Raw genomic sequence first — 25,236 nt, forward strand, 5'->3', positions numbered from 1 at the left:
GAGCAGCAGCGGGGCCCTCGCGTCGGTAACAATGGCCGGGTGACCGACATCCCGCGCCGGGCCGTGTCCCGGACCGCAAAGCTCGCCGCTCTGCCGCTCGGCTTCGCCGGTCGGACCGTCCTCGGCATGGGTAAGCGCGTCACCGGGCTCGCCTCCGACGTGATCTCCGCGGAGATCCAGCAGCGCACCGCCGAGCAGCTTTTCAGCGTGTTGGGGCAGCTCAAGGGCGGGGCGATGAAGTTCGGCCAGGCGCTGTCGGTCTTCGAGGCGGCGCTGCCCGAGGAGATCGCCGCCCCCTACCGGCAGGCGCTGACCAAGCTCCAGGAGGCCGCGCCGCCGCTGCCGGCGGCCAGCGTGCACAAGGTGCTCACCGAACAGCTCGGGCCGGACTGGCGGGACCGGTTCGTGGAGTTCAACGACACCCCGGCCGCCGCGGCCAGCATCGGCCAGGTGCACCGGGCGGTCTGGCGGGAGCCCGGATACGGCCCCTCCGGCGCCCCGAACACCCGGGACGTGGCCGTCAAGATCCAGTACCCGGGCGCCGGCGACGCCCTGCTCGCCGACCTCAAGCAGCTGTCCCGACTCGGCGGGATGTTCCGGGCGATCCAGCCCGGACTGGACGTCAAGCCGCTCCTGGTGGAGCTGCGCGAGCGGATCACCGAGGAACTGGACTACGAACTGGAGGCGGAGTCGCAGCGCGCCTTCGCGACCGCGTACGCCGACGACCCGGAGATCTACATCCCGGCGGTGGTCTCCGCGGCCCCCCGGGTCCTGATCACCGAGTGGGTCGAGGGCACGCCGCTGGCCGACATCATCCGGTCGGGCAGCGAGGAGCAGCGCGACGAGGCAGGCCGGCTGATGGCCATCCTGCACCTGTCCGCGCCACAGCGGGCCGGCCTGCTGCACGCCGACCCGCACCCGGGCAATTTCCGGCTGCTGCCGGACGGCCGGCTCGGTGTGATCGACTTCGGTGCGGTGGCCCGGATGCCGGAGGGCACCCCCGAGCCGATCGGCCGGATCGCCGCGCTGGCCCTGCGCGGCAACGCCGACGAGGTGGTGGCGGGCCTGCGGGCGGAGGGCTTCATCGGCTCCACCGAGGAGATCGACGCCCAGGCGGTGCTCGACTTCCTCCGGCCGATGCTGGAGCCCATCGCCGCCGAGGAGTTCCGGTTCACCCGGGCCTGGCTGCGCGCCGAGGCGGCCCGGCTGGCCAGCCCCCGCTCCCCCGCCTACCAGCTCAGCCGGCAGCTCAACCTGCCGCCGTCGTACCTGCTCATCCACCGGGTGACGCTCGGCTCGATCGGCGTGCTCTGCCAGCTGGAGGCGAAGGCGCCCTACCGGGGCATCCTGGAGCGCTGGCTGCCCGGTTTCGCCCCGGTCGGCTGAGCCGGAGCAGACGCCGAGGGGCGGGCGGCCGGGAAACCGGCCACCCGCCCCTCGTCATCGGTGGATCAGAGAACGCCCAGGTCGCGCGCCGACTGCTTGCGGCTGTTCATGGCGACGGTACGGGCGGATCGGGTTGCCTCAGTGCTCGTGGTGGTACGACCGGCCTGAGGCCGGCGCATTCGAGCCCGGGACAACGCTTCATGGAGTAGTTGCATCTCGAAAGCTCCGTTCGGAACGTGCAGCATGGTGGTCAGCTCTCTCGTTGCCGGCATGGCACCGGCGGGGTGGATACGGATCGGGTTCATGTCAGGCCGCCAGCCGGACCGCGTTGCGCGCCCCGGACAGCCCACTGGCCGCCAGGCGCGCCTCGGCCTCGACCCGGAGCGCGGCGTCCCGGGCGACGTCCTCCTTGCGCGGACGGCCACGGGGCCGCTTGCGCGGAACGACCGCGCCACGCTCGAAGATCTCGCCACCCCAGACGCCCCAGGGCTCGGACCGCTCGACCGCACCCGCGAGGCACTCGACGCGCAGCGGGCAGTCCCCGCAGAGCGACTTGGCCAGCTCGAGCTCGGCGGGCGAGTCGGAGAACCACAGGTCGGGGTCGAACTTCCGGCAGGGCAGGTTCGCCTCCAGCTCAACGCTCACGTCGAGCGGGGCCAACGCCAGACTCATCGCCCGGTCACCTCTCTCTCACTTCGATCTCATGGATCGCATTTCCGACGTACTTCGGCGGGACAAAAAACTGAGGCCGCGGATCCCGGTATGCGGGTTCCGCGGCCTCGAGGTGAGCCGGTGGTCTGATGGTCAGACCGGTCTACCTCGAGGTGGAACGCCGCGGACATCCGTGCGCTTCTTGGCGCCATCGATGCCCATGCCGGTGAAGCCACTGGTCCCCTGGACCCCGTTCGGTGCGGTCGCGAGGATCAGCTCGGCCTGAGCCTCGACCTGGTGCACCTGCGGAGCCGACGGTCGCGTGGCCGCGACGGCAAGCCGGACAGCCGACAGCGGAGCGACGGCAGCGGGCAGCGCCGCCGGACGCTCGTTGGTGTAGAAGATCTCCATTGGTGCCACCTCCCTGACGTTCACTCGTGATCGGCACGGTCTCAGCCTCTTGAGCAGCCCGAATGGCGCCGCTCGCGAGGTGTGCCATGAGGCTATTCCTCGGCCCCCGGCGAGGGCAAACGATTTACGGCCAGATTTCAAAAGTTTTCTTCGGGCAGAACGTCGTCGACCGTCGCGCCGCCCACCAGCGCCAGCACCGACTCCCCGTAGAGGCCCAGTTTGCGCGGGCCGATCCCGGCGATCGCGATGAGTTCCTCGGGACGGCCCGGCCGGCGTTCGGCCAGCGCGGTCAGGGTGGCGTCGGTGAAGACCACGTACGCCGGGACCTTCTGCGCGCCGGCCACCCGCGACCGCCACTCGTGCAGCCGAGCGTGCAGCTCCTCGTCGATGTCGGACGGGCAGGTGGCGCAGCGGCCGAGCTTGCGGTCCGGGCCGGCGAGCAGGGTGGCGCCGCAGATCCGGCAGGAGACGATCTGGGTCCGGCGCCGCTCCGTACGCCGGGCCGGGCCGGCGCCGGCCCGCTCGGCGCCACCTGCGGAGCGGTCCAGCTGGGGCAGGAACCGGGTCGGCCGCCGGGCCCGCCCGCCCGGCGAGCGGGCCGTGGCGTACGACAGCCAGAGCCACTCCCGGGCCCGGGTGATGCCGACGTAGAGCAGCCGGCGCTCCTCCTCGACCTGCTCGACGGTCTTGGCGTACGTGGTGGGCAGGGTGCCCTCGGAGAGCCCGACCAGGAAGACCGCGTCCCACTCCAGCCCCTTGGCCGAGTGCAGGGAGGCCAGCGTCACCCCGTCCACGGTCGGCACGTGCTGGGCGGTGGCTCGCCGGGCCAGCTCGTCGTTGAAGTCGGCCAGGGTGACCGGGCGCTCCACCGCGGCGGCCGGGCCGATCGGCAACACCTCGGGGGTGGCCGCGTACTCCTCGGCGAGCTGGACGATCGCGGCGAGCGCCTCCCACCGCTCCCGGGCGGCGCCGCCGGCCGGGGCGGCCTCGGGCGCCCAGCCGACCGCGCCGAGCGCCTCGACCACGGCGGCGGGCAGCGGCGTCTCCCCCGGGATCGAGCGGGTGGCCGCCCGCAGCGCCACCATCGCCTGCCGCACCTCGACCCGCTCGAAGAACCGCTCCGCCCCCTGCACCTGGTACGGCACGCTCGCCTCGGTCAGCGCCTTCTCGTACGCCTCGGACTGCGCGTTGGTGCGGAACAGCACGGCGATCTCGCGGGCCGGGGTGCCGGCGTCGACCAGCGCCCGGCAGCGGGCGGCCACCGCGGCGGCCTCGGCCGGCTCGTCGGTGAAGATCCGCAGCTCCGGTTCCGGGCCGGGTGGGCGCTGCCCGACCAGTTCCAGCCGCAGCCGCGCCTCGGCGCCGCGCGCCTGCGAGATCACCGCGTTGGCCAGCCCGACCACCTGCGGGGTGGAGCGGTAGTCGCGGACCAGCCGGACCACCGTGGCGCCCCGGTAGCGGCGGGGGAAGTCGACCAGGTAGCCGGAGGTGGCCCCGGTGAAGGAGTAGATGGTCTGGCTGGCGTCGCCGACCACTGTCAGGTCGTCGCGGCCACCCAGCCAGGCCTCCAACAACCGCTGCTGGAGCGGGTTGACGTCCTGGTACTCGTCGACCACGAAGTGCCGGTACTGGCCGCGGACCTGCTCGGCGACGTCGGCGTGCTCCTCGATCCCCCACACCGCGGCACGCAGCATGTCCTCGAAGTCGATCACCCCGTTGGCCCGCTTCAGCCGTTCGTACGCGGCGAACACGTCGGCCACCTTCGCCGGCTCGTGCGGGGTGTCGCGCAGCGCCTTGGCCGCCGCCACCACGTACTCGGCGGGCTCGACCAGGGACGACTTGGCCCACTCGATCTCACCGGCGAGGTCCCGCGCGGCCGCCCGGTCGGTGCGCAGGCCCACCTTGGCGGCGGCGAGGGTGACCAGCCGGACCTTGCTGTCCAGCAGTTCGGGCATGGCCCGGCCCTCCAGCAGCCGGGGCGCGAAGTAGCGGACCTGGCGCAGCGCTGCCGCGTGGAAGGTGCGCGCCTGGACGCCGCCCACCCCGAGCGCGGTGAGCCGGGCGCGCATCTCGGCGGCGGCCCGGGCGGTGAAGGTGACCGCCAGCACGTGCCGGGCCGGGATCTCGCCGGAGAGGGCCCGGTAGGCGATCCGGGAGGTGACGGCCCGCGTCTTGCCGGTGCCGGCGCCGGCCAGGATGCAGACCGGGCCGGCCGGGGCGGTCACCGCGGACCGCTGCTCCGGATCCAGTCCGGCGAGCACCCGTTCGGTCGCTGAGTGAACCCCCACAGCCCGGAATTCTCGCAGCCGGCCCGGACGTTACAGCGGTTAGCCCGGGCTTGATCGGCAAGCCGTGGCCGACTGTTGGAGGATCTGACCATGCTGACGATGTATTCCACCCCCTGGTGCGGCTACTGCCACCGGCTGAAGTCGCAGCTCGACCGGGAGGGCATCGGATACGAGGTGGTCGACATCGAGCAGGACCCGAAGGCCGCGGAGTTCGTGATGAGCGTCAACGGCGGCAACCAGACCGTCCCGACGCTGCGCTTCGCCGACGGCAGCGCCCTCACCAACCCCTCCATCACCCAGGTCAAGCAGCGCCTGGCCAGCCTCGCCGGCTGACCCGCAGCACCCCGCCGGAGCGGCCGCCCACCCGGGCGGCCGCTCCGCCGCGTCTCCGCCCCTCATCGCCCGCGTTGATCATGAAACTGCCGCTCCCGTCGCCGGCGTGTCGCGCCGACGAACCGATGATCAACGGGACGGCGGGGGGCCGGGACGGGTGCGGGGGGACGGTGGGCGGGTGCGGGGGGTGGGGTGAGGGTGCGGTGGTGCCAGAGGTAGCCGCCGGCCAGCAGGGTGACCAGGCCGATCAGCGTGAAGAGCAGCCGGTAGTCCAGCACGCCGACGAGCAGGGCGCCGGCCCCGATGGAGAGCGCCTGGGGGCCGCTGACCACCGCCTCGGCCGCCGCGGCCACCCGGCCGATCAGCCCCGCCGGGGTGCGCCGCTGGATCAGCGTGTGCAGCCCGACCATGGTCAGCGGCAGCGAGACCCCGGCCAGCAGCACCGCCGCGAAGCCCAGCCACAGGCTCGGGTACGCCAGCGCCAGCGCCGCCGGCCCGAAGAAGGCGACCCCGGCGGCGAGCGTGCCGACCTCGCCGGCCCGGCGTACCACGCCCGCCGAGAGCAGTCCGCCGAGCAACCCGCCGACCCCCTGCACGGTGACCAGCACGCCGACGAACGCGGCGTCCCGGCCCAGCCCCCGGTCGACGTACGCGAAGATCAGTGACTCGCTGACGCCCATCACCAGCGAGCCCAGCCCGTAGCCGAACAGCGCCCGGCGCAGCGCCGGCTCGCCGGCCAGGTGCCGCAGCCCCGCCCCGAGTTCGGCAGGCCAGCGCAGCTCCGCGGTCGCCGCCGGGCCCTCGGGCACCCGCAGCACCCCGACCACGGCGGCCGCCACTGCGAAGCCGCCCATCGCCAGCGCGGCCAGCAGCCACCCGCCCACGGCGGCGTAGAGCCCGGCGCCCGCCAGCGGGCCGATCAGCCGTAGCCCCTGCCGGACGGTCTGCAGCACGCCGTTCGCCTCGGCCAGCAGTTCGGCCGGGACCAGTTGCCGGATCAGCCCGCTGAGCACCGCGCTGAGCGTGATGTACGACAGGCCGTACAGCGCCGCGACCGCGTAGACGATCCACACGTCGGCCCGGTCCCGGACCGCGAACAGCGGGGTGAGCAGTGCCGCCGTGGCCAGGTTGGCAGCCACGAAGAACGGCCGGCGGGGAAGCCGGTCGACGAACCAGCCGACCAGCGGCGCCAGGGTCATCGGCGCGATGACGGCGAAGATGGTCGCGCCGGCCAGGCCGTCCGACCCGGTCAGGTCCTTCACCCAGACCGCGAGCGCCAGCAGCAGGATCGACTCCGCCGCCATGCTGGCCAACAGGCCGGTGAAGAGCAGGCGGAAGTCCGGTCGGCGCAGGACGGTGCGCATGGGTCCCTCCGGCGGGATGGCCCGCGCCCGGAGACGCGGTCGGGGCGGCGGTGGTCGGGCCCGGCGGCGGGTCACCGACCGGCCGCACCCCTCCACGGTCCTCTTTTCTGCAAGACACGCCCTCGCCGGGAACCACCGACGCCGGTCGCGCCGTCCATACTGACCGTGGGGGGCGAATGTCATACAGTTACCGTCGCGTCCGTGACGGTCGACGGGAAAGAGGACGCCGTGCCTCCTGCCTCACCGAGCCCGATCCTGCGCCGCCGCAGGCTGGGCACCGAGTTGCGCCGGCTGCGCGAGGCCGCCGGTCTCACCGGAGACCAGGTCATCGAGCGGATCGGCTGGGCCTCCGCGTCGAAGCTGTCGCGGCTGGAGAACGGGCGCAGCCGGCCCGACCCGCAGGACGTGCGCGACCTGCTCGACCTCTACGGCGCGGACGAGGCGCTGGGCGAGGAGTTGCTGGGCATCACCCAGGAGGCCGGCGACATGCGCGGCTGGCTGCGGTCGTTCCCGGCGATGACCCCGCAGCAGCGCGGCTTCGCCGAACTGGAGGCGGGCTGCGCGGAGATCTCCGAGTACAACCCCGTGCTGGTGCCCGGGCTGTTGCAGACCCCGGGCTACGCGCGGGTGCGGATCGCCTCGGCCCGGCAGGTCGGCGAGGACGCCGGCGACCCGGACGCCGAGGACACCGAGACGCAGGTGCAGGCCCGGTTGGCCCGGCAGAAGCTGCTCACCCGCGGCACCGACGCGCCCCGCTACACGGCGGTGCTGGAGGAGGCGGCGCTGGGCCGCCGGGCCGGGCCGCCGGAGGTGCTGCGCGAGCAGGTGATCCAGCTCTGCGAGCTGGCCATGCTGCCGAACGTCACACTGCACGTGCTGCCGCGGGACACGCCGATCGGCGAGTGGTACCTCCCGCCGACCGCTTTCTCCCTCTACCGGTTCGCCGATCCGCTGGATCCGGAGACCCTCGCCATCGAGGGCGGGTTCACCGACGTCATGTCCACCGAGGTAAACACCCTAAATCGCTATAAAGTGGTGTTCGAGTGGTTATGCACGGCGGCGCTCTCCGCATCGGACACCCTCTCCTGGCTGATCGAGGCGTCGGGGCGGCTGACCGAGACGGCGGCCCCGTCCACAGTGGCGCTCGGACCGGCAACGGCGCCGGTCCAGCGTCGCCGGCATTCCGGGCGCCTGACCGAACGGTGATCCACGGGGGACCCAGGTCGGGACGTGCAGCGCCACTCGAGCCATCGCAACGGTTCATTTCAGGAGTGGCACGATGAACGAATTCCGCAACACGCCGTCCGTCCTCGCGCAGCTGGCGGACGCCCCGTGGCGTACCAGCACGCGCAGCCAGACCTCCAACTGCGTCGAGGTCGCCCCGCTGCGGACCGGCCCGGCCGCGGTCGCCCTGCGGGACAGCAAGGACCGCCGCGGCCCGGTGCTGCTGTTCGACCGGGCCGGCTGGCTGGGCTTCCTCGCCGGCACCAAGAACGGACAGTTCGATCTGGACTGATCCGGTGAACGGGACGGGGCCGTCGGCAACGCGCCGGCGGCCCCGTCGCCTGTTCGATGGCCCGACCGCGCCAACCTGTCATCGGCTGATCGGATGAGGCTGCGGGTCGATCGTCGCGTTTGGGTTGCTGACTCGACCACGCGGCGTAACATGGCCCCCAGAGTGACGTGGAACTTCCACCCGTTCCCATCCGTCGCGGTACATCCGGAGACCGACATGCGGTTCCTGATCGTTCGCACCGACATCCGCGCCGCCGCCGCCGTGGACATCGCCGCCGCCTGGGCCGGCGGGATCCGACTGCGGGACGAGACCACCACGCCCGAGCCGCGCCGCCAGATCGTCCACGCCGAGGATCGGGACGCCGCCTTGCTGCTGGCCCGGGCACTGTCGACGGTCGGCGCGGTACGCGCCGGCAAGCAACGGGTGAAGGTGCTGCCGCTCGACGCGCCGGCCCGGCCGCACCGGCCGCCCGGCCCCGGCGGCTGACCGACGTCCGTCGTGGTCGGACCGGCTCCCCCGCCGTGTTCCTTGCCCCGCCGACCACGGCGGCCCGTGTTCCCGGCTCGTGACCGTCGCGGCAACGGCGGCCACGAGCCGGGACCGCACGGACACCCGGTCAGCGGTCGCCGTCCACCCAGCCGTCCAGCCACCGGTGGATCAGGAAGAGCGCGATCGACGACGGCGGCGGCAGCACCAGCCGGGCGCCGCCCACGTCCACGGTCCGTCCGGCCAGCGCCGCACCGATCTCCCGCCGGGTGAACCACCGGGCATACGCGATCTCCGCCGGGTCGAGCCGGACCGGGTGCTCCGGGTCGGCGGTGGCGAGGAAGCCGAGCATCAGCGAGCCGGGGAACGGCCACGCCTGGCTGCCCACGTACGCGATGCCCTCGACCGGGACGCCGACCTCCTCGTGCACCTCGCGCAGCACCGCCGCCTCGGCCGACTCCCCCGGCTCGACGTAGCCGGCCAGACAGGAGAACCGCCGCTCGCCCGGCACGCCCGGCCAGGTGGCGTTGTTGCCCAGCAGGCACCGGCCGTCCGGGCCGGGCTCCCCGTCGTGCACCAGCACGATCATCGCCGGATCGGTACGCGGCCAGATCCGGTCGCCGGCCGGGTCGATCCGGGACCAGCCCGCCTCGTCCACCTCGGTGAGCTGGCCGCTGGCCGACGAGTAGCGGTGCCGAAGGTGCCAGTTGACCAGCGCGAGGGCGGTGGTGAACAACCCGGCGTCCCGGTCACCGAGCAGGTGCCCCACCTCGCGCAGGTGCGCCGCGCGGGCGCCCGGCACGGCCGGCAGCGGGGCGTCCACCGCGAAGACCGGCACCCCGTCCGGCTCGACGCCGAGGAACATCGGCGGGGCGCCGGCGCTCGGCGGCACGTCGTCCGGGCCGAGCAGCACCAGCACCGGCGGGGTCACGTCGGCACGGACCAGCGCCCGGCCCTCGTTCGTCGAGTCGAGCACCAGCACCCGGGCCTGCTGCCACGCCTGCGCCAGCCAGTCCGGGTCGGTACGCCGGTGCGCCGCCCGGTCCAGCGTGGAGCGGGCCAGCGGTGGGGCGGCCTCTCCGCTCATGCCGGCACTCCGCTGCGCTCCGTGCCGCCACGAGGCCCCAACGCACCGAGTTCGATGATTCGCTCGCTGCGCTCGCTCATGCCTCCACCGGCTGGACCTCGACCGGGGTGAGCGCGGCCAGCGCCGGCGCGACCCGCTCGGCGTCGCCGAGCACCACGGTGACCGCGCGGGCCGGGGCGAGGTAGCGGGCCGCCGCCTCGGCCACGTCGTCGACGGTCGCCTTCGCCAGCCGGGCGGCGTGCTCGGCGAGGAACTCCAGGCGCAGCCCGTTGCCGGCGTACGCGCTGGTCAGCGAGGCCAGTCCGGCCTGGGTGGCCATACCGAGCTGGAGCGTGCCGAGGGCGTACCGGCGGGCCTGCTCCAGCTCGTCCGGCTTGGGCGGCAGCGCGGCCAGCCGGCCCAGCTCGTACGTCGTCTCCAGCAGCGCCGGCCCGGTCACCTCGGTGGCCACCTCGGCGGCGGCGACCAGCACGGAACCGGCCACCGAGTGCTCGACCAGCGAGTGCGGCCCGTAGGTGTAGCCCTTGTCCTCGCGGATGTTCTCCACCCAGCGGGACGAGAAGTAGCCGCCGAAGACCAGGTTGGCCAGTTGCAGCGCGGCGTGGTCGGGGTGGGTGCGCGGCACCGCCGGCAACGCCACCCGCAGCGACGACTGCACCGAGCCGGGCCGGTCGACCAGCAGCAGCGGACCCGGCTCCAGCGGTGGAGCGGGCGGCAGATCGGCGGTGTGGCCGGCCCCGTTCCACCCGGACAGCGCCTTCTCGGCCGCGTCCAGGGCCCGCTCCGGCTGCACGTCGCCGACCAGCACCAGCACCGCGTCGGCCGGGTGCACCCGCTGGGCGTGCAGGCTCCGCAGCGCGCCCGGCCGGACCGCCCGGACCTGCTCCGGCTCCGGCGTCTGCACCGCGTACGGGTGCCGGCCGTAGATCCGCTTGAGCAGCGCCGTGCGGGCCAGGTGCGCCGGCTGGCTCTGCGCCACCTGGATCCGGTCGACCAGCCGGTCGCGCTCGGTGGCGACCTCGCCGGTCGGGTAGCTCGCCCCGGTCAGCACCTCGGCGAGCAGCTCCAGCATCCGGTCCAGGCCGGTGACCAGGCTGGCGCCGGAGAGCATCAGCCGGTCCGGGTCGATGCCGGCGGACAGCCCGCCGCCGACCTTCTGCAACTCGGCGGCGAGCTGCACGCTGGACATCGTCTCCGTACCGGAGAGCAGGGTCTGCGCGAGCATCGCGCCGCGAGCCAGGTGGGCGCGGCCGAACGGCATCCAGAGCCGCAGCTCGACCAGGGGCACCGCGGACCGGCGTACCGCGATCACGGTGAGGCCGTTGCCGAGCGTCCGCTCCGCCTGCCGGGGCAGTTTCAGCTTGCGGTTCGGACCGAGCGGCGGCAGCGCCCGCGGCCCGGTGGGGACGGTCGCCGTCACTGCGCCTCCTCCGTTCGCGACTGCGGGGCTCGCAAAACCGGCTCACTCCTCGCGCTCACAGCGCCACCTTCGTTCGCGACTGCGGGGCTCGCAAAACCGGCTCACTCCTCGCGCTCACCGGGCACCTCCCGGGATGACCTCGACGGATGCCCGGCGCTCCGCCCGCAGGGTGGCGGCGGCGGCCCGGACCTGCTCCTCGGTGACCTCGCCGACCAGCCGGGGCAGCTCGTTGAGCAGACCCGGCTCACCGCGCTGCTGCTCCAGTACGGCCATCCGCAGCGCCCGGGTGAGCACCGCGTCGGTGTCACGCAGCAGGTGGGTCGCCATCCTGGCCTGGGTGCGGCCCAGTTCCCCGTCGGTCAGGCCGTCGGTGGCCAGCCGGTCCAGCTCCTCGTCCACGGTGCGCAGCACCTTGTCCACGTCGCCGCCCGGCGGCAGGTGCGCCTGGAGCAGCAGTGCCGTCGGGTCCCGCACGTCGAACGGGTCGCCCATGAAGCCGAGGTAGCCACCGACGCTGGTGACCGTCCGGTCCCGCAGCACCAGCCGCTCGACCAGCCGGGACGCGTCGCCGTCGGTGAGCACCTCGGCGAGCACCACGAAGGGCAGGTAGCCGGCGAAGTCGACGACCGGGTCGGGCACCCGCCAGGCCGAGGCCACCGCCGGCAGCGGGGCCAGCTTGTCGGTGTACGCGGTGCGCCGCTCGACGGTCAGGTCCGGCTCGGTGAAGTCCGGTCGCTCCGGCGCGGGCCGGGCCGGCACGTCCCCGAAGTGCCGGCCGATCAGCTCGGTCGCCTCGGCCACGTCGATGTCGCCGCTCACCGCGAGCACCGCGTTGCCGCTGGCGTAGTAGCGGCGGAAGAAGTCGGCGGCGTCGGCGACGGTGGCCGACTCCAGGTCGACGAAGGAGCCGTAGCCGTCGTGCGCGTTCGGGAACGTGTCGAACATGACCGGTGGCAGGGTCAGCCAGGGGAACCCGCCGTACGGGCGGTTGAGCACGTTGACCCGGATCTCCTCCTTGACCACGTCGACCTGGTTGCGCAGGTTCTCCTCGGTCAGCCGGGGGCCGCGCATCCGGTCGGCCTCCAGGAAGAGCGCCCGCTCCAGGGCGTTGCTCGGCAGGGTCTCGAAGTAGTCGGTGTAGTCCAGGTGGGTGGAGCCGTTGAAGGTGCCGCCGGCACCCTGCACGTGCCGGAAGTGGGCCAGCTTCTCCAGGTTCTCCGAGCCCTGGAACATCAGGTGCTCGAAGAGGTGGGCGAAGCCGGTGCGGCCCTCCGGCTCGGAGCGGATGCCGACGTCGTAGACGACCGCCACCCCGATCACCGGTGCGCTGCGGTCTGGGGTCAGCACCACCCGCAGGCCGTTGTCGAGGGTGAACCGCTCGGCCGGGTACTTGGTGACTGGGATTCTCGCTCTCCGCGTCGGCACGTGATCGACTCTAACGCGTCGGCACCCCCGTGCCGGCGACCTCCGCCGACCGGGACCGGACGGCGGTGGCGCCGGTCGGCGTGGCCGGGCCGGTGCCCCGCCGGCCCGACCACACCTCGCACCCCGCGCCGCGCGACCGGGCCCGCCCCTCCGCGGGCTCCGGTCCGGCCGGGGTACGACGACCGCGGCTCAGCCGGCGGTCGGGTCCGTCCGCCCGGCCGGGCCGGGCTCGTCCACCACACCGGCGGGACTGTGCAGCTCCACCGGGGCGGCCGGGGCGGCCCCGCCCGGCGTGGCGTGCCAGGGCGTGAAGACCGCGACCATGGCGAGCAGCAGCCCGGCGGCGGCGACCGCGACCACGAACAGCAACTCGCGTAGTGCCGTCGAGCCGGTCTCGCCCGCCATGGTCACCCCTCCCGTGTCGAGCCGATCCGCCCGGCCGTTCCCCCCGCCGTCAGCCTCGACCACGGACCGGACCGGCACAGTCGGCCACCCGACCCGGTCGGCGCTGATTGCCGACTCAGCAGGGTGACCGGCGCCGGGCCGACGCCGACCGGGGTGACGGTGACCGAAGCGGCGGCCGGCGTCAGGAGGCGCGGGGGCGGCGCGGGCGGCGCGGTCGGCCGGAGGCGCGGTGCGGAGTGCGACCGGCCGTGCCCGGGGCGGCGCCGGTGGCGCGGGCGGCCGGGGCCGGCGGGGCGGCGATGGTCACCGGCACGCCGGACGGCTCGCGGGCACCGGTCGCCCGGACCAGCGACGCGTCGCCGGGGCGGACCTGCGCCGAGTGGGGCCGGATGCCGGCGGCCGCCATCAGGCGCGACACGTCCCGGCGCTGCTCCGGCAGGACCAGCGTGACCACGGTGCCGGACTCGCCGGCCCGGGCGGTACGCCCACCCCGGTGCAGGTAGTCCTTCGCCTCGGTCGGCGGGTCCACGTTGACCACCAGGTCCAGCCCGTCGACGTGGATGCCGCGGGCCGCGACGTCGGTGGCGACCAGCGCGGTCACCTGCCCGGTGCGGAACTGCTCCAGGATCCGGGTGCGCTGCGGCTGCGACTTGCCGCCGTGCAGCGCCGCGGCGCGGACCCCCTTGGCCAGCAACTGCCGGGCCAGCCGGTCGGCGCGGTGCTTGGTGCCCATGAAGAGGATGGTGCGGCCCTCGCGGGCGGCGATCTGGGTGAGCGTGGCCGGCTTGTCCACCGCGTCGACGTGCAGCAGGTGGTGGGTCATCGCGGTCACCGTGGCGGTGCCCGGGTCGACCGAGTGGGTGACCGGCTCGCTGAGGAAGCGGCGGACCAGGCGGTCCACGCCACCGTCCAGGGTGGCGGAGAAGAGCATCCGCTGCCCGTCCGGGGCGACCTGCTCCAGCAGCTTGGTGACCTGCGGCAGGAAGCCCATGTCGGCCATCTGGTCGGCCTCGTCGAGCACGGTGGTGGCGACCTGGTCGAGCCGGACGTCACCACGGTTGATCAGGTCGTGCAGCCGGCCGGGGGTGGCCACGACCAGCTCGGCGCCGGCACGCAGCGCGTCCGCCTGGCGCCCCAGCGACAGGCCGCCGACCACGGTGGCGCAGCGCAGCCCGACGGCGCGGGCGTACGGGGCCAGGGCGGTGGTGACCTGCTGGGCCAGTTCCCGGGTCGGCACCAGCACCAGCGCCAGCGGGCGGCCCGGCCGGGCCCGGTGGCCGGCGGTGCGGTGCAGCAGCGGGAGCCCGAAGGCGAGGGTCTTGCCGGAGCCGGTACGGCCCCGGCCGAGCACGTCCCGGCCGGCGAGCGAGTCGGGCAGGGTGGCCGCCTGGATCGGGAACGGTTCGGTGATGCCCTGCGCGGTCAGCGTGGCGAGCAGAGCCGGCGCCAGGCCGGTGCCGGCGAAGGAGGGTACGACGGTGGTCAAAAGGAGGCCTTCCTCGAGGCGGCACGTGTCGAGGAAGGCGCCGGAGGCGGCGCTGTCACCGGCGGCGGCAGGCCGCGGTGGTCACAAGCACGAACCGAGGGGGTACGGGGCCGGCCCGCCGCGCAGTGGGGCGGGCCGGCCACCGTCACCGCGCCCGGAGGGCGCGGTGGATGTCACGAACTACGGGTGTCGCCGCAGATCAGAGCGGGCGGATGTTCTCCGCCTGCGGGCCCTTCTGGCCCTGGGTGATCTCGAACTCGACCCGCTGGTTCTCGTCCAGGCTCCGGTAGCCGGAGGACTGGATCGCCGAGAAGTGGGCGAAGACGTCGGCGCCGCCGCCGTCCGGGGTGATGAAACCGAAGCCCTTGTCAGCGTTGAACCACTTGACGGTGCCAATAGCCATGCTTGTCTCGTCTCCTTGACGGAACGTCGAACCCGCACCTGTTGCGGGCTCGAAAGGAGCGGTCCACGCGGAGTGCGTGGCTCGCCTGTCGCTGCTGGTCGCCCCGCCCGGAGAACTCCGGACACAACAAAGAGCGCCTGGGGCCACAATCCGCCAGGCGCACACAGAGTCTCTGGTAACCAAAACTGCAACTCACCGAACCTATCACGGTTGGCGCGCGCTGTCTTGCGGAACTTCCGGCACGGCGGCGATCAGCGCGGTCAGCCCCTCGGCGTCGAGCAGGTCCGCCGGGCGTACGGTCACCCCGTCGCGGACGTAGTGGAACGCCGCGCCGACCCGCTCCACCGGTACCCCGGCCAGCTCCGCCCAGGCCAGCCGGTAGACCGCGAGCTGCACCGCGGCGACCTCGGCGGCGGCCCCGGTGGGCTGGCCGCCGGTCTTCCAGTCGACCACGTCGAACCGCCCGCCCGGACGGGCGAACACGGCGTCCATCCGGCCCCGCACCACCACCCCGGCGATCACCGTGGCGAACGGCACCTCCACCTCGACCGGCACCCGGTCGGCCCACTCGCTGGCCAGGAAGCGCTCCTGGAGTTCGGCGAGCGCCTCGTCGGGCGCCGCGTCCGCGTCCGCCGCGCCGGGCAGCTCGTCCACGTCGAGCAGCCGGTCGGCCCCGAACCGCTGCTCCAGCCAGGCGTGGAACGCCGTGCCCCGGCGGGCGTACGGGTTGGGCTCGCTGGGCAGTGGGCGGCGCAGCGTCCGGGCCAGCCCGGCCGGATCCCGGCGCAACGCCACCAGCTGGGTCACCGAGAGGTGCCCGGGCAGCGCCACCTCGACCGCGCCGGCCTGCCGGGTCAGCTCGGCCCGCTCGGCGAGCAGCAGGTCGGCCTCCCGCCGCCAGCGCGCCACCTCCGGGTCGTCGGCCAGCGGATCGCCGTCGGCCGGGTCGCCGTCGCCGTCGGCGAGGAACCGGCGGACCAGCGCCGCCGCCTCGGCCAGCGCCGGCCGGCGGGCGCCCAGCGGGTCGGCCGGCCACTCGGCCCGCAGCACCACCTCGGCGGTCGGGTTGGTCGCGTCCGGCGGGGGTTCCGGCGCCCACTCGTCGACCAGGTGCCCCGCGCCGCCGTCCAGGCAGGCGTCGTGCACCTCGCGGAGCAGCACCGACGGGCCGCGCGGCCGCTTGGTGCCCTCCCCCCACCAGTAGCCGGAGCAGAGCAGCAGCCGGCGCGGCCGGGTGACCGCCACGTACGCCAACCGCCGTTCCTCCCGCTCGTCGTGGGCCCGCCAGGCGTCGGTGAAGTCCTCCAGCGCCCGGGCCACCCCGCGCTGGTCCTCGGCCCCGGCCAGGCCCAGCTCGGGCAGCCCGTCGGCGTCGCCGCGCAGCGGGAAGGGGAGCACGCCGAGCCCGCCGAGCCAGTGGTCGGAGTTGCGCACCGGCCCCGGCCACACCCCCCGGCACAGCCCGGCCACCGCCACCACGTCCCACTCCAGCCCCTTGGCGGCGTGCGCGGTGAGGATCTGCACCGCCCCCTCGACCACCTCCACCTCGCCCGGGGTGAGGCCGCGCTCCTCGTCCTCGGCGGCGGCCAGGTAGGCGAGGAAGGCCGACAACGTGGCGCCCGGGGTCTCCCCGCTGAACCGGGCGGCGACGTCGCCGAGCGCGTCCAGGTGCCCCCGGGCCAGCCCGGCGTCGCCGGCGCCGTCCCGGCCGGCCCGGACCGCGACCTCCACGTCCAGGCCGATGGTCCGTTCGATGTCCGCGATCAGGTCCGGCAGCGACTGGTCCATCCGGTAGCGGAGCAGGCCCAGCTCCCGGGCGTACGCGCGCAGCCGCGCGTAGCCCTCGGCCGAGTACGCCTGCGCCGGGCCGAGGTCGGCCAGCGCCTCGACCAGGGTCGCCTCGTCCAGCGCGTCCGGGGTGATCTCCGGCGTACCGTCGTCGGCCAGTTGCCGGCGGGCCGCGGCGATGGCCCGCGCCCGGCGGTGCAGCGCCACCAGGTCCCGCGGCCCGATCCGCCAGCGGGCCCCGGTGAGCAGCCGCAGCAGGGCCGCCCCGTCGGTCGGATCGGCCAGCACCCGCAGGGTGCAGACCACGTCCCGCACCTCGGGGGTGTCCAGCAGGCCACCGAGCCCGACCACCTCGACCGGCAGGCCACGGGCGCGCAGCGCCGATTCGATCGCCGGGATCTGGCTGCGCAGCCGGACCAGCACCGCCGTCGTCGGGCGCAGCGGCACCGGGATGTGCTCGGGCAGCGCGCCGGCTGCGCCGGCCGCGCCGCGCCACGCGTTGAGCACGCTGTCGGCGATCCACTCCGCCTCGTCGGCGTACGTCGGCAGCAGCGCGCAGTGCACGGTGCCGCCGGCGGCGCCGCGGGCGCTGCGGTGCGGCACCGGGTCCTTGACGCTCAGCGCCGCGTGCAGCTCCGGCACCCGGGCGCCGGCGGCCCGCAGCGGGGTGGCCAGCGCGTTGGCCACCCCGAGGATCTCCGGGCGGTTGCGCCAGCTGGTGGTGAGGCTGAGCACCTCGGCCGGGGTGCCGTCGGCACGGGCGAACTCGGTCGGGAAGCGGTCCAGGGTGCCGGCGGAGGCGCCGCGCCAGCCGTAGATGGACTGGCACGGGTCACCGACCGCGGTCACCGGGTGCCCGCCGCCGAAGAGCGCGTTGAGCAGCACCACCTGGGCATGGCTGGTGTCCTGGTACTCGTCGAGCAGCACCACCCGGAAGCGGTCCCGCTCGATCTCGCCGACGCCGGGGTGGTCGCGCGCCACCCGGGCCGCCCGGGCCAGCTGGTCGGCGAAGTCCATCGCCTCGAAGTCCTCCTTGCGCCGGGCGTACGCGCGCACCAGCGGGAGCAGCTTCAGCCGGGTCTGCTGGAGGGCGAGCGCCTTGCGCACGTCGGCGTAGACCCGGCCGGGGCGGGCCTGCACCTCGGCGAAGAAGCGCCCGGTCCAGGCGGCCAGGTCGTCCGGGTCGACCAGGTGCTCGTCCAGCTCGCCGGCGAGCGCCAGCACCGCGTCGGTGATGGTGCTCGGCATCCGGTCCACCTCGGACATGTCGCCGTCGTAGTTGCGCACCAGCAGGTCGACCAACTGCCAGCGGGACGCCTCGGTGAGCAGCCGGGTGGACGGCTCGTAGCCGGCCCGCAGGCCGTGCTCGGTGACGATCCGGCCGGCGTACGAGTGGTAGGTGGAGACGGTCGGCTCCCCGGCCAGCGGGTCGTCGAGCGGGTCCCGCCGCTGCCGGCCGAGCCGGCGCACCAGCTGGTCCAGCCGGGTACGCACCCGGTGCGCCAGCTCGCCGGCCGCCTTGCGGGTGAAGGTGAGCCCGAGCACCTGCTCCGGCCGCACGTACGCGTTGGCCACCAGCCAGACCACCCGGGCCGCCATCGTCTCGGTCTTGCCCGACCCGGCGCCCGCGACCACCAGCAGCGGCTCCACCGGGGCGGCGATGATGGCCGCCTGCTCCCGGGTCGGGGCCGGCAGCCGCAGCAGCTTCGCCAGCTCCACCGGGGTGTACCGGGGGCCGGCGTCGGCCACCCGGGGCGCCGGGGTCGCGGTGCCGAAGAGCGTCGGCTGGGTCACGGTGCCACCTCAGCTCGCAAGCTCACTCCTCGCGCTCACGGGTTCTCGGAGGGACGGACGGTGGGCGGTTCGACCACCTGGCGCCCCTGCCCGGAGACCGGGCAGCTCGTCCGCACCGGGCAGACCCGGCACTTGGAGTTGGCGACCGCGGCGAAGGTGGCGGCGGCCATCGTATCGGCGGTACGCCGGACCAGCGCGGTCGCCCAGCCCGCCTCCGGACCCTCCCCGGCCGGCGGCTGGCTCTGCTCCTTCGCGTCCTTCGCCCCGGTGCCGAGCTGCACCAGGGCCGCCCCGCCGGGCTCGTCGCCGAACTCGGCGAACGCCCCCGCCTCCACCGCCGCCTGGTACGCGCCCAACTGCGGGTGCTCGGCCAGGTCGGCGGCGGTCACCGCGGTGGACTTGCCGGTCTTCAGGTCGACCACCACCAGCCGGCCGTCCGCGTCCACCTCCAGCCGGTCGACCCGGCCGGTGAGCTGGACCGGACGCTGCGGGTCGTCGAGGCGGACCGCGAACTCGTGCTCGATGGCGAGCAGCCGGCGCGGGTTGGCGGCCAGCCAGCGCAGCAGCTTGTCCACCATCGCCTCGGCCCGGGCCCGTTCCGGCCCGGCCATCCAGCGGGCGGCCAGCTCGATCGCGTCGAACCGGGCGGCCACGTAGTCGAGCAACGCGCCCCGGTCGGCGCTGGCGTCCTCGGCCAGCATGGCGGCGGCGTGCACCAGGTTGCCCACCCCCTGCGCGGCGCTGGCCGGGCCGCTGCCGCCGTGCCGTTCCAGCAGCCAGCGCAGGCTGCACCGCAGGGCGCTCTCCATCGCCGACGGGGTGACCCGGACCGGTTCCCCGTCGTCCACCAGCGGGCGGTCGTCGGAGAGCGGGCGCAGCCCCCACCAGTCGTCCGGGTGCGCGCCGGACACCCCGGCGGCGGCCAACCTCGCCAGCTCGGCCGCGGCGGCGCGCCGGCGGGCGTACGGCAGATCCGGGTCGCTGACCGCGGTCCGCAGCTCCGCCACCAGCGCCGGCAGGGTCAGCGCCCGGGGCGGCCGGCTCACCGGCAGGCTGCCCGGCCGGCCCTCGTCGGCCTCGCCGGCCGACCGGCCGGGGTCCGGCTCCGCACCGGCCACACCGCCCGGCCGCGGGTGCCCCGCGCCGTTCCCGCTGTCGCCCGGCCCGGCCGGGTCACCGCCTGCGCCGTCGCCGGCCGGCGCGGGCGCGTCGTCCGGACCGCCGCGGTCGGGCGTCGGCGGGGGCCCGTCCGGCGGGTCGCCGCCGGTGGGCGGGTCGGTGGGGCCGAGCTCGTAGAGGAAACGGCTCGGCTGCTCCTCGTGGTCGTCGCCGCCGACGGCGGCCGAGGCCACCGCGCTGACCAGCAACCGGCGCCGGGCCCGGGTGACCGCGACGTGGAACAGCCGGCGTTCCTCGTCGAGCAACGCCGAGGTCTGCCCGACCAGGGTGGCCACGCTGCCCCCGCCCGCCCGGCCGGCGAGCACGTCGACCAGCCGTTCCGAGCCGAGCAGGCTGCCGCGCAGCCGCAGGTCGGGCCAGACCCCCTCCTGCACCCCGGCCACCGCGACCAGGTCCCACTCCAGCCCCTTCGCCGCGTGCGCGGTGAGCAGCCGGACGGCCTCGCCCCGGTCGGCGGTCGGCGCCAGGGTGTCGGCGGGCAGGTCCTGGCCGAGCACGTGGTCGAGGAAGACCTCGGTCCGCGCGCCGGGCAGCCGGTCGGTGAATCGCGCGGCGGCGTCGAAGAGGACCATCACCGCGTCCAGGTCGCGGTCGGCCGCCTCGGCCCGGCGCCGCCGCGCCACGTCGCCCTCGCCGGGCGCCGCCGCGCCCCGGCCGATCGCCGACGACCAGAGCTCGGCCAGCCCGCTGGCCCGCCAGACCGCCCAGAGCACCTCCTCGGCGGTCGCTCCCGGCCGGGCGGCCGCCTCCCGGGCGACGGCGAGCAGCCCGGCCACGGTCTGCGCCGGTTCCGCCCAGCGGCGCTCGATCCCGGCCAGCTCGGCCGGGTCGCGCAGCGCCTCGACGATCAGCTCACCGGACGGGCGGCGGTCACCGGCGGCCAGCGCGAGCGCCCGCAGCCCCTGTCGCAGCCGCCGCTCGGCCAGCGGGTCGGCGCCGCCCAGCGGCGAGTGCAGCAGCGCGACCGCGGCCTCCTCGTCGAGCCGCTCCGGCTCCAGCGCGCAGCGCAGCAGGAGCAGCAGCGGCGCCACCGCCGGTTGCAGGTGCAGCGGCAGGTCCTCGCCGTGCACCACGGTCGGCACCCCGGCGGCGTGCAGCGCCCGTTGCAGCGAGGGCAACTGCCGTGCGGTGGAGCGCACCAGCACCGCCATCTCCGACCAGGGGACGCCGTCGAGCAGGTGCGCCGCCCGCAACGCGTGGGCCAGCCAGGCCGCCTCGCTGGTCGCCGAGCGGAAGGTGTGCACCTCGACCGACCCGGGCGCCGCGTCGGGCAGCGGGCGCAGCCGGCGGTGCGCCGCCGGGCCGCGCAACCGCCGGGCCAGCCGGGCGGACGCGGACAGCAGCCGGGGCCCGGCCCGGTAGGAGGTGGTGAGCACCACCTGCGCGGCGGGCGCCCCGGAGGCGGTGCGGAACCGGTGCGGGAAGGTGGTCACCCCGGCCGGGTCGGCGCCCCGGAAGGCGTACGTGGAGGAGTCCGGGTCGGCGAAGGCGACCAGCGGCTTGCCGCCCCCGGCCACCGCCGCCAGCAGGTCGAGCTGGGCCGGGTCGGTGTCGGCCAGCTCGTCGACGTAGACGTGGGCCAGCCGGCGCCGCTCGGCGGCGAGCAGCTCCTCGTCGTCGAGCAGCATCCCGGTGGCGGCCCGGACCAGCTCGGCCGGGTCGTAGGCGATGGAACCGCGGTTGCTGACGTCGCGCAGCGCGAGCACCGCGACGTACTCGCGCAGGAAGCGGGCGGCGGCCGGCCAGTCGGCCCGGCCGAGCTTCTCGCCGAGCCGGGCCAGCTCGACCGGCCCGACCCCGCGCTCGGCGGCCCGCATCAGCAGGTCGCGCAGTTGGGCGGCGAAGGCCCGGGTGCGCAGCGCCGGGCGCAGGTCCTCCGGCCAGCCGACCGGGTCGTCGTCCGGCTCCTCGCCGACCACGTCCAGCAGCTCACGGATGATGAGATCCTGTTCCGGGCCGGTGAGCAGCCGGGGCGACGGCTCGCCCCGCTCGGCCGCGGCCCGGCGGAGCAGGCCGAAGGCGTACGCCGGGAAGGTGCGCACCAGCGGCTCGCGGAGCACCCGGGGCCCGCCCCGGGCGACCCGGGCCTCGATCCGGTGGCGCAGGTCGGTGGCGCCCCGCCGGCCGAAGGTGAGCACCAGGATGCGTTCCGGATCGACGCCCTCGGCCACCCGGGCGGCGACCGCCTCGACCAGGGTGCTGGTCTTGCCGGTGCCGGGGCCGCCGAGCACCAGCATCGGCCCGTCGGTGTGCCCGATGACCTCCGCCTGCACCGGGTCGTCGCGCCGCGGCACGAGCTCCTCGGTCGGCCGCCCGGTCGACCCGAGCTCCTCGGTCGGCCGGTCCGGCCGACGCACCAACCGGTACGCCTGCATCCGCCCATCCCACCACGCCGGTACGACACCCCCTCCCCGACACTCCACCCGTCCCGGCAGCGCCCACCCGTCCGGTGAGCCGGCGACCAGCGGGCGAGCGGCGACGGCCCCCGCGGCCGCACGTCCGCCGGTTCCCGACGACGCGTCACGGACGGGGTGACCGGCCGCCACGGCCGCCGCCCCCCTGCTGCTGGCCCTTCGCTCGGCACACCCGCTCCCGCTCGGCCCGGACCCCGCGTGCCCGGGCCCGGCGCCGCGTGCCCAGGCCTGGCGCCGCGTGCCCGGGCCCGGCCGGGAATGGCGGGCATGGTGCGTCAGATGAGCCGGGACTCGATGGCGTCGAGGGCGGCGGGCACGGTGTCGACCACGGTGAGCAGGCCGAGGCCGGCGGGCTTGAGGAAGGTGGCGTCGGCGAGTGTGGCCAGCCAGTCGAGCAGCGGCCGGTAGAAGCCGTCCGTGTCGACCAGCACCATCGGCTTGGCGTGCAGGGCCAGGGTGGCGGTGGTCCAGACCTCGAAGAGTTCGTCGAGCGTGCCGAGACCGCCGGGCAGGGTGAGGAAGGCGTCCGACTTCTCGATCATGAGGTTCTTCCGGCTGGCCATCGAGTCGGTGACCAGCAGCTCGTCGGAGGACAGGTCGGCGACCTCCAGGTCGACCAGCGCCTGCGGGATGACCCCGACGGTGGGGCCGCCGGCCGCCCGCGCGCCGTCGGCCACCGCGCCCATCATGCCGACGCACCCGCCGCCGCTGACCAGGGTGTGCCCCCGCCGGGCAATCTCCGCGCCGGTCTCGGCCGCGAGATCCAGCCAGCGCCGGTCGAGGGTGCGGGAGGACGCGCAGAACACGCAGATCGCGGCCACGGTCAGCCCGCCCCTTCCCCGTCACCCGCCGGGCGGGCCGGACCGGCCGGCCGCTCGCCCGAGCGGTCGCCACCGGCACCGGTGATCCGGCCGGGGCGCTCGCCGGTGGCCCCGCCGCCGACCGGCTCCACCGCTCCGCCCGCCGGCCGACCGCCGGCCGACGGACCACCGGCCGCCCGGTCACCGCTGGTCGCCTCCCCCGCCGCCTGCTGGTCGGCCGCGGTCCGGGCGACGGCCTCCTCGCGGACCGCCTCCTGCTCCGCGGAGAGGGTGGCCTCGGCCTCCACGATGTGCCGGACCGCCGCGTTGACGTCGTCGGTCACGCAGATCAGCTCCAGGTCGGTCGGCCCGATCTTGCCGTCGGCGGCCATCGTGTCGCGCAGCCAGTCGAGCAGCCCGCTCCAGTAGTCCGCGCCCATCAGTACCACCGGGAACCGGGTGACCTTGCCGGTCTGCACCAGGGTCAGCGCCTCGAACAGCTCGTCCATGGTGCCGAAACCGCCGGGCAGCACCACGAACGCCTGGGCGTACTTGACGAACATGGTCTTGCGGGCGAAGAAGTAACGGAAGTCGATGGCCAGGTCGACCCAGTCGTTGAGGCCCTGCTCGAACGGCAGCTCGATGCCGAGCCCGACGGAGAGGCCGCCCGCCTCGCTGGCACCCCGGTTGGCCGCCTCCATCACCCCCGGGCCGCCACCGGTGATCACCGCGTAGCCGGCCCGGGCCAGGGCGGCGCCCAGCGCCTCGGCCAGCTGGCACTCCGGGCTCTCCGGCCGGCTGCGGGCGGAGCCGAAGACGCTCACCGCCGGGGGCAGGTCGGCCAGGGTGTCGAAGCCCTCGACGAACTCGGAGAGGATCCGCAGCGCCCGCCAGGCGTCCTTGGTCTTCCAGTCGCTGCGGGCCCGCGAGTCGAGCAGGCGCTGGTCGGCGGTGCTGGTGGGGATCGCCTGCCGGCGCAGCGTGACCGCGCCCCGGTGCCGCTCCCGCCCGGGTGCGCGGCCGGCCTCCCGCCCGTTGCTCTGACTCATGGGAGCAACCGTAGTGGAGTCGTACCGGCCGGGTGCGCGGGGCGACGAGGCCGGAAAAATTCCGCGATCTTGGGCAACTAATTCGCTCGCTCGTACGTCTTACTATTCACATACCGGGTATGCCCCGGCGCGCGCCTTCGGGGGAGGAGTCAGCGTGATCAGCAACAGCGAGATGATCCGGATCCGCCGGCAGATGCAGCGGCGGATCCGCGACGTGGTGGCCGAGCGCCGCCGCGCCCGACAGATGGAGCCCGTCGCCGCCGACCCGGCCGGCGACCCCACGGACGTCCGCGCCACCCCGGACACGTCCCTGCCGCTCTGACCGCCCACCGGCGCCCGCCCGCCGGGGCCCGTTCTCGACCAGGAGGTTCGCGTCACCGGGGCAGACCCGGTCGACGCGAACCTCCTGGTCATGCGAGGGACACCTACGCGGAGGCCAGCCAGCGGTGCAGGGTGGCCGCGCCGTCGCGGATCTTGCTGATCTCGACGTGCTCGTCCCGGTGGTGGGCCAGGTTGGGGTCGCCGGGGCCGAAGTTCAGCGCCGGAATGCCCATGGCCGCGAACCGGGCCACGTCGGTCCAGCCCAGCTTCCCGATCGGCGGGGCGCCGACCGCGGCCAGGAACTCCTGCGCCGGTGGCGCGTCCAGCCCGGGCGGCGCGCCGGCCGCCGCGTCCGTCACCGCCAGGTCGAAGCCGGCGAAGACCTCCCGCAGGTGCGCCTCGGCGGCCGCCGGGTCGCGGTCCGGGGCGTACCGGTAGTTGATCTCGATCTCGCAGCGGTCGGGGACGACGTTGCCGGCCACCCCGCCGTTGATCCGCACGGCGTTGAGCCCCTCGCGGTAGTCGCAGCCGTCGATGGTCACCCGGCGCGCCTCGTACGTGGTCAGCCGGCGCAGCACCTCGCCGGCACCGTGGATGGCGTTCACCCCGTGCCAGGACCGGGCCGCGTGGGCGCGCTCGCCGTGCGTGGTGACGATCGCCCGCATGGTGCCCTGGCAGCCGGCCTCGACGATGCCGTAGGTCGGTTCCAGCAGCACCGCGAAGTCGGCCACCAGCCACTCCGGATGCGCCGCGCCGACCAGCTCCAGCCCGTTGTACTTCGACTCGATCTCCTCGGCCTCGTAGAAGAGGTACGTCACGTCGTAGCGGGGGTCGGGCAGGGTCACCGCCAGGTGCAGCGCGAACGCGACGCCGGACTTCATGTCCGAGGTGCCGCAGCCGTACATCAGGTCGCCCCGCATGGTGGACGGGAAGTTGTTGTTCAGCGGCACGGTGTCCAGGTGCCCGGCGAGCACCACCCGCTGGCTCCGCCCGAGGTCGGTACGCGCCATCACGGTGTTGCCGTACCGGAAGGTGGTCAGGTGGGCCACCCCCCGCAACACCTCCTCGACGCAGTCGGCGATCGCCTTCTCGTTCAGGGAGACGGACTCGATGTCGACGAGGGCGCGGGTCAGCGCCACCGGATCGGCGAGGACCTCGGGGGTCAGCGGGTTCTCCATGGTTCGCACGGTACCGTCAGTTCACGTGAGCGCGAGGAGTGAGCTTCCGAGC

Annotated in this window: 19 protein-coding genes and 2 pseudogenes; 6 read left to right on the forward strand and 15 right to left on the reverse strand. The window is 75.0% G+C overall.

The features are described 5' to 3' along the window. The first annotated feature begins 39 nt into the window (after nt 1–39). The gene (locus tag SM577_RS13355; protein WP_302919343.1) at nt 40–1,386 is read left to right on the forward strand and encodes an ABC1 kinase family protein; all 1,347 of its coding nucleotides are present in this window, start codon (nt 40–42) and stop codon (nt 1,384–1,386) included. A gap of 306 nt (nt 1,387–1,692) precedes the next feature. On the opposite strand, the gene SM577_RS13360 is transcribed toward SM577_RS13355, so the two are convergent. The 3 genes and pseudogenes from SM577_RS13360 to SM577_RS13370 all read right to left on the reverse strand — a co-directional run bounded on the left by SM577_RS13360 (nt 1,693) and on the right by SM577_RS13370 (nt 4,736). After that, entirely contained in the window at nt 1,693–2,058 is a 366-nt protein-coding gene (locus SM577_RS13360; RefSeq protein ID WP_088992065.1) for a WhiB family transcriptional regulator, read from the reverse strand. 132 nt (nt 2,059–2,190) lie between these two features. Next, a complete protein-coding gene (locus SM577_RS13365; RefSeq protein WP_302919344.1) occupies nt 2,191–2,448 on the reverse strand; it encodes a hypothetical protein in 258 nt (85 codons plus the stop codon). A 124-nt stretch (nt 2,449–2,572) separates the two neighbouring features. Continuing rightward, a pseudogene (locus SM577_RS13370) lies at nt 2,573–4,736 on the reverse strand (ATP-dependent DNA helicase UvrD2). A 90-nt stretch (nt 4,737–4,826) separates the two neighbouring features. Between SM577_RS13370 and SM577_RS13375 the strand changes: the two are divergent. Next, nucleotides 4,827–5,069, forward strand: a complete 243-nt coding sequence (locus SM577_RS13375) for a mycoredoxin (RefSeq protein ID WP_302919346.1) — start codon at nt 4,827–4,829, stop codon at nt 5,067–5,069. Nucleotides 5,070–5,131: 62 nt separating this feature from the next. Here the strand turns inward: SM577_RS13375 and SM577_RS13380 are convergent, their stop codons facing one another. Continuing rightward, nucleotides 5,132–6,616: an MFS transporter gene (locus SM577_RS13380; protein WP_474579541.1), complete on the reverse strand. Its 1,485-nt coding sequence runs from the start codon at nt 6,614–6,616 to the stop codon at nt 5,132–5,134. A gap of 45 nt (nt 6,617–6,661) precedes the next feature. Between SM577_RS13380 and SM577_RS13385 the strand changes: the two genes are divergently transcribed. The 3 genes from SM577_RS13385 to SM577_RS13395 all read left to right on the forward strand — a co-directional run bounded on the left by SM577_RS13385 (nt 6,662) and on the right by SM577_RS13395 (nt 8,435). After that, nucleotides 6,662–7,639, forward strand: coding sequence for a helix-turn-helix domain-containing protein (locus SM577_RS13385; protein ID WP_302919683.1), 978 nt, complete (start codon nt 6,662–6,664; stop codon nt 7,637–7,639). 73 nt (nt 7,640–7,712) lie between these two features. After that, complete coding sequence (locus tag SM577_RS13390) at nt 7,713–7,949, forward strand: DUF397 domain-containing protein (RefSeq protein ID WP_302919348.1); 237 nt, start codon at nt 7,713–7,715, stop codon at nt 7,947–7,949. A 216-nt stretch (nt 7,950–8,165) separates the two neighbouring features. Then, nucleotides 8,166–8,435: a hypothetical protein gene (locus SM577_RS13395; protein ID WP_474586993.1), complete on the forward strand. Its 270-nt coding sequence runs from the start codon at nt 8,166–8,168 to the stop codon at nt 8,433–8,435. A 130-nt stretch (nt 8,436–8,565) separates the two neighbouring features. Here SM577_RS13395 and nudC read toward each other — a convergent pair whose 3' ends face one another. The 10 genes and pseudogenes from nudC to SM577_RS13445 form a co-directional block, all read right to left on the reverse strand. Then, entirely contained in the window at nt 8,566–9,522 is a 957-nt protein-coding gene (nudC, locus tag SM577_RS13400) for an NAD(+) diphosphatase (RefSeq protein WP_302919350.1), read from the reverse strand. A 76-nt stretch (nt 9,523–9,598) separates the two neighbouring features. Further along, nucleotides 9,599–10,942: a M16 family metallopeptidase gene (locus SM577_RS13405; protein WP_474586994.1), complete on the reverse strand. Its 1,344-nt coding sequence runs from the start codon at nt 10,940–10,942 to the stop codon at nt 9,599–9,601. A gap of 114 nt (nt 10,943–11,056) precedes the next feature. Beyond that, nucleotides 11,057–12,367 carry a M16 family metallopeptidase gene (locus tag SM577_RS13410; protein WP_474579539.1) on the reverse strand — a complete coding sequence of 437 codons (1,311 nt, stop codon included), beginning with the start codon at nt 12,365–12,367 and terminating at the stop codon, nt 11,057–11,059. Nucleotides 12,368–12,556: 189 nt separating this feature from the next. Further along, on the reverse strand, nt 12,557–12,772 hold the full coding sequence (locus tag SM577_RS13415; RefSeq protein ID WP_302919353.1) for a hypothetical protein: 216 nt from the start codon (nt 12,770–12,772) through the stop codon (nt 12,557–12,559). Between the two features lie 181 nt (nt 12,773–12,953). Beyond that, nucleotides 12,954–14,258, reverse strand: a complete 1,305-nt coding sequence (locus SM577_RS13420; RefSeq protein WP_474586995.1) for a DEAD/DEAH box helicase — start codon at nt 14,256–14,258, stop codon at nt 12,954–12,956. 199 nt (nt 14,259–14,457) lie between these two features. Beyond that, nucleotides 14,458–14,661 carry a cold-shock protein gene (locus SM577_RS13425; RefSeq protein ID WP_007072850.1) on the reverse strand — a complete coding sequence of 68 codons (204 nt, stop codon included), beginning with the start codon at nt 14,659–14,661 and terminating at the stop codon, nt 14,458–14,460. A 204-nt stretch (nt 14,662–14,865) separates the two neighbouring features. Beyond that, nucleotides 14,866–18,243, reverse strand: coding sequence for an ATP-dependent helicase (locus SM577_RS13430; RefSeq protein WP_474586996.1), 3,378 nt, complete (start codon nt 18,241–18,243; stop codon nt 14,866–14,868). A 35-nt stretch (nt 18,244–18,278) separates the two neighbouring features. Further along, nucleotides 18,279–21,797: an ATP-dependent helicase gene (locus SM577_RS13435; RefSeq protein WP_474586997.1), complete on the reverse strand. Its 3,519-nt coding sequence runs from the start codon at nt 21,795–21,797 to the stop codon at nt 18,279–18,281. Nucleotides 21,798–22,111: 314 nt separating this feature from the next. Beyond that, on the reverse strand, nt 22,112–22,657 hold the full coding sequence (locus tag SM577_RS13440; protein ID WP_474586998.1) for an LOG family protein: 546 nt from the start codon (nt 22,655–22,657) through the stop codon (nt 22,112–22,114). Nucleotides 22,658–22,851: 194 nt separating this feature from the next. After that, nucleotides 22,852–23,685: pseudogene (locus tag SM577_RS13445) on the reverse strand (LOG family protein); the annotation flags it as partial. Nucleotides 23,686–23,839: 154 nt separating this feature from the next. On the opposite strand from SM577_RS13445, the gene SM577_RS13450 reads away from it, so the two are divergent. After that, nucleotides 23,840–24,007 (forward strand): hypothetical protein, encoded by a 168-nt coding sequence (locus SM577_RS13450; protein WP_302919358.1) that lies wholly within the window; start codon nt 23,840–23,842, stop codon nt 24,005–24,007. Between the two features lie 103 nt (nt 24,008–24,110). Here the strand turns inward: SM577_RS13450 and dapE are convergent, their stop codons facing one another. Beyond that, nucleotides 24,111–25,184: a succinyl-diaminopimelate desuccinylase gene (dapE, locus tag SM577_RS13455; protein ID WP_474586999.1), complete on the reverse strand. Its 1,074-nt coding sequence runs from the start codon at nt 25,182–25,184 to the stop codon at nt 24,111–24,113. Nucleotides 25,185–25,236: the final 52 nt, after the last annotated feature.

The sequence above is a fragment of the Micromonospora desertarenae genome (assembly GCF_056150265.1).

Bases quoted from the DNA above. Each gene is read 5' to 3' on its own strand.
- SM577_RS13380 (WP_474579541.1), bottom strand. From the start codon at position 6,616: ATGACATTCGCCCCCCACGGTCAGTATGGACGGCGCGACCGGCGTCGG.
- SM577_RS13415 (WP_302919353.1), bottom strand. From the start codon at position 12,772: ATGGCGGGCGAGACCGGCTCGACGGCACTACGCGAGTTGCTGTTCGTG.
- dapE (WP_474586999.1), bottom strand. From the start codon at position 25,184: ATGGAGAACCCGCTGACCCCCGAGGTCCTCGCCGATCCGGTGGCGCTG.
- nudC (WP_302919350.1), bottom strand. From the start codon at position 9,522: ATGAGCGGAGAGGCCGCCCCACCGCTGGCCCGCTCCACGCTGGACCGG.
- SM577_RS13360 (WP_088992065.1), bottom strand. From the start codon at position 2,058: ATGAGTCTGGCGTTGGCCCCGCTCGACGTGAGCGTTGAGCTGGAGGCG.
- SM577_RS13365 (WP_302919344.1), bottom strand. From the start codon at position 2,448: ATGGAGATCTTCTACACCAACGAGCGTCCGGCGGCGCTGCCCGCTGCC.
- SM577_RS13375 (WP_302919346.1), top strand. From the start codon at position 4,827: ATGCTGACGATGTATTCCACCCCCTGGTGCGGCTACTGCCACCGGCTG.
- SM577_RS13435 (WP_474586997.1), bottom strand. From the start codon at position 21,797: ATGCAGGCGTACCGGTTGGTGCGTCGGCCGGACCGGCCGACCGAGGAG.
- SM577_RS13395 (WP_474586993.1), top strand. From the start codon at position 8,166: ATGCGGTTCCTGATCGTTCGCACCGACATCCGCGCCGCCGCCGCCGTG.
- SM577_RS13425 (WP_007072850.1), bottom strand. From the start codon at position 14,661: ATGGCTATTGGCACCGTCAAGTGGTTCAACGCTGACAAGGGCTTCGGT.
- SM577_RS13390 (WP_302919348.1), top strand. From the start codon at position 7,713: ATGAACGAATTCCGCAACACGCCGTCCGTCCTCGCGCAGCTGGCGGAC.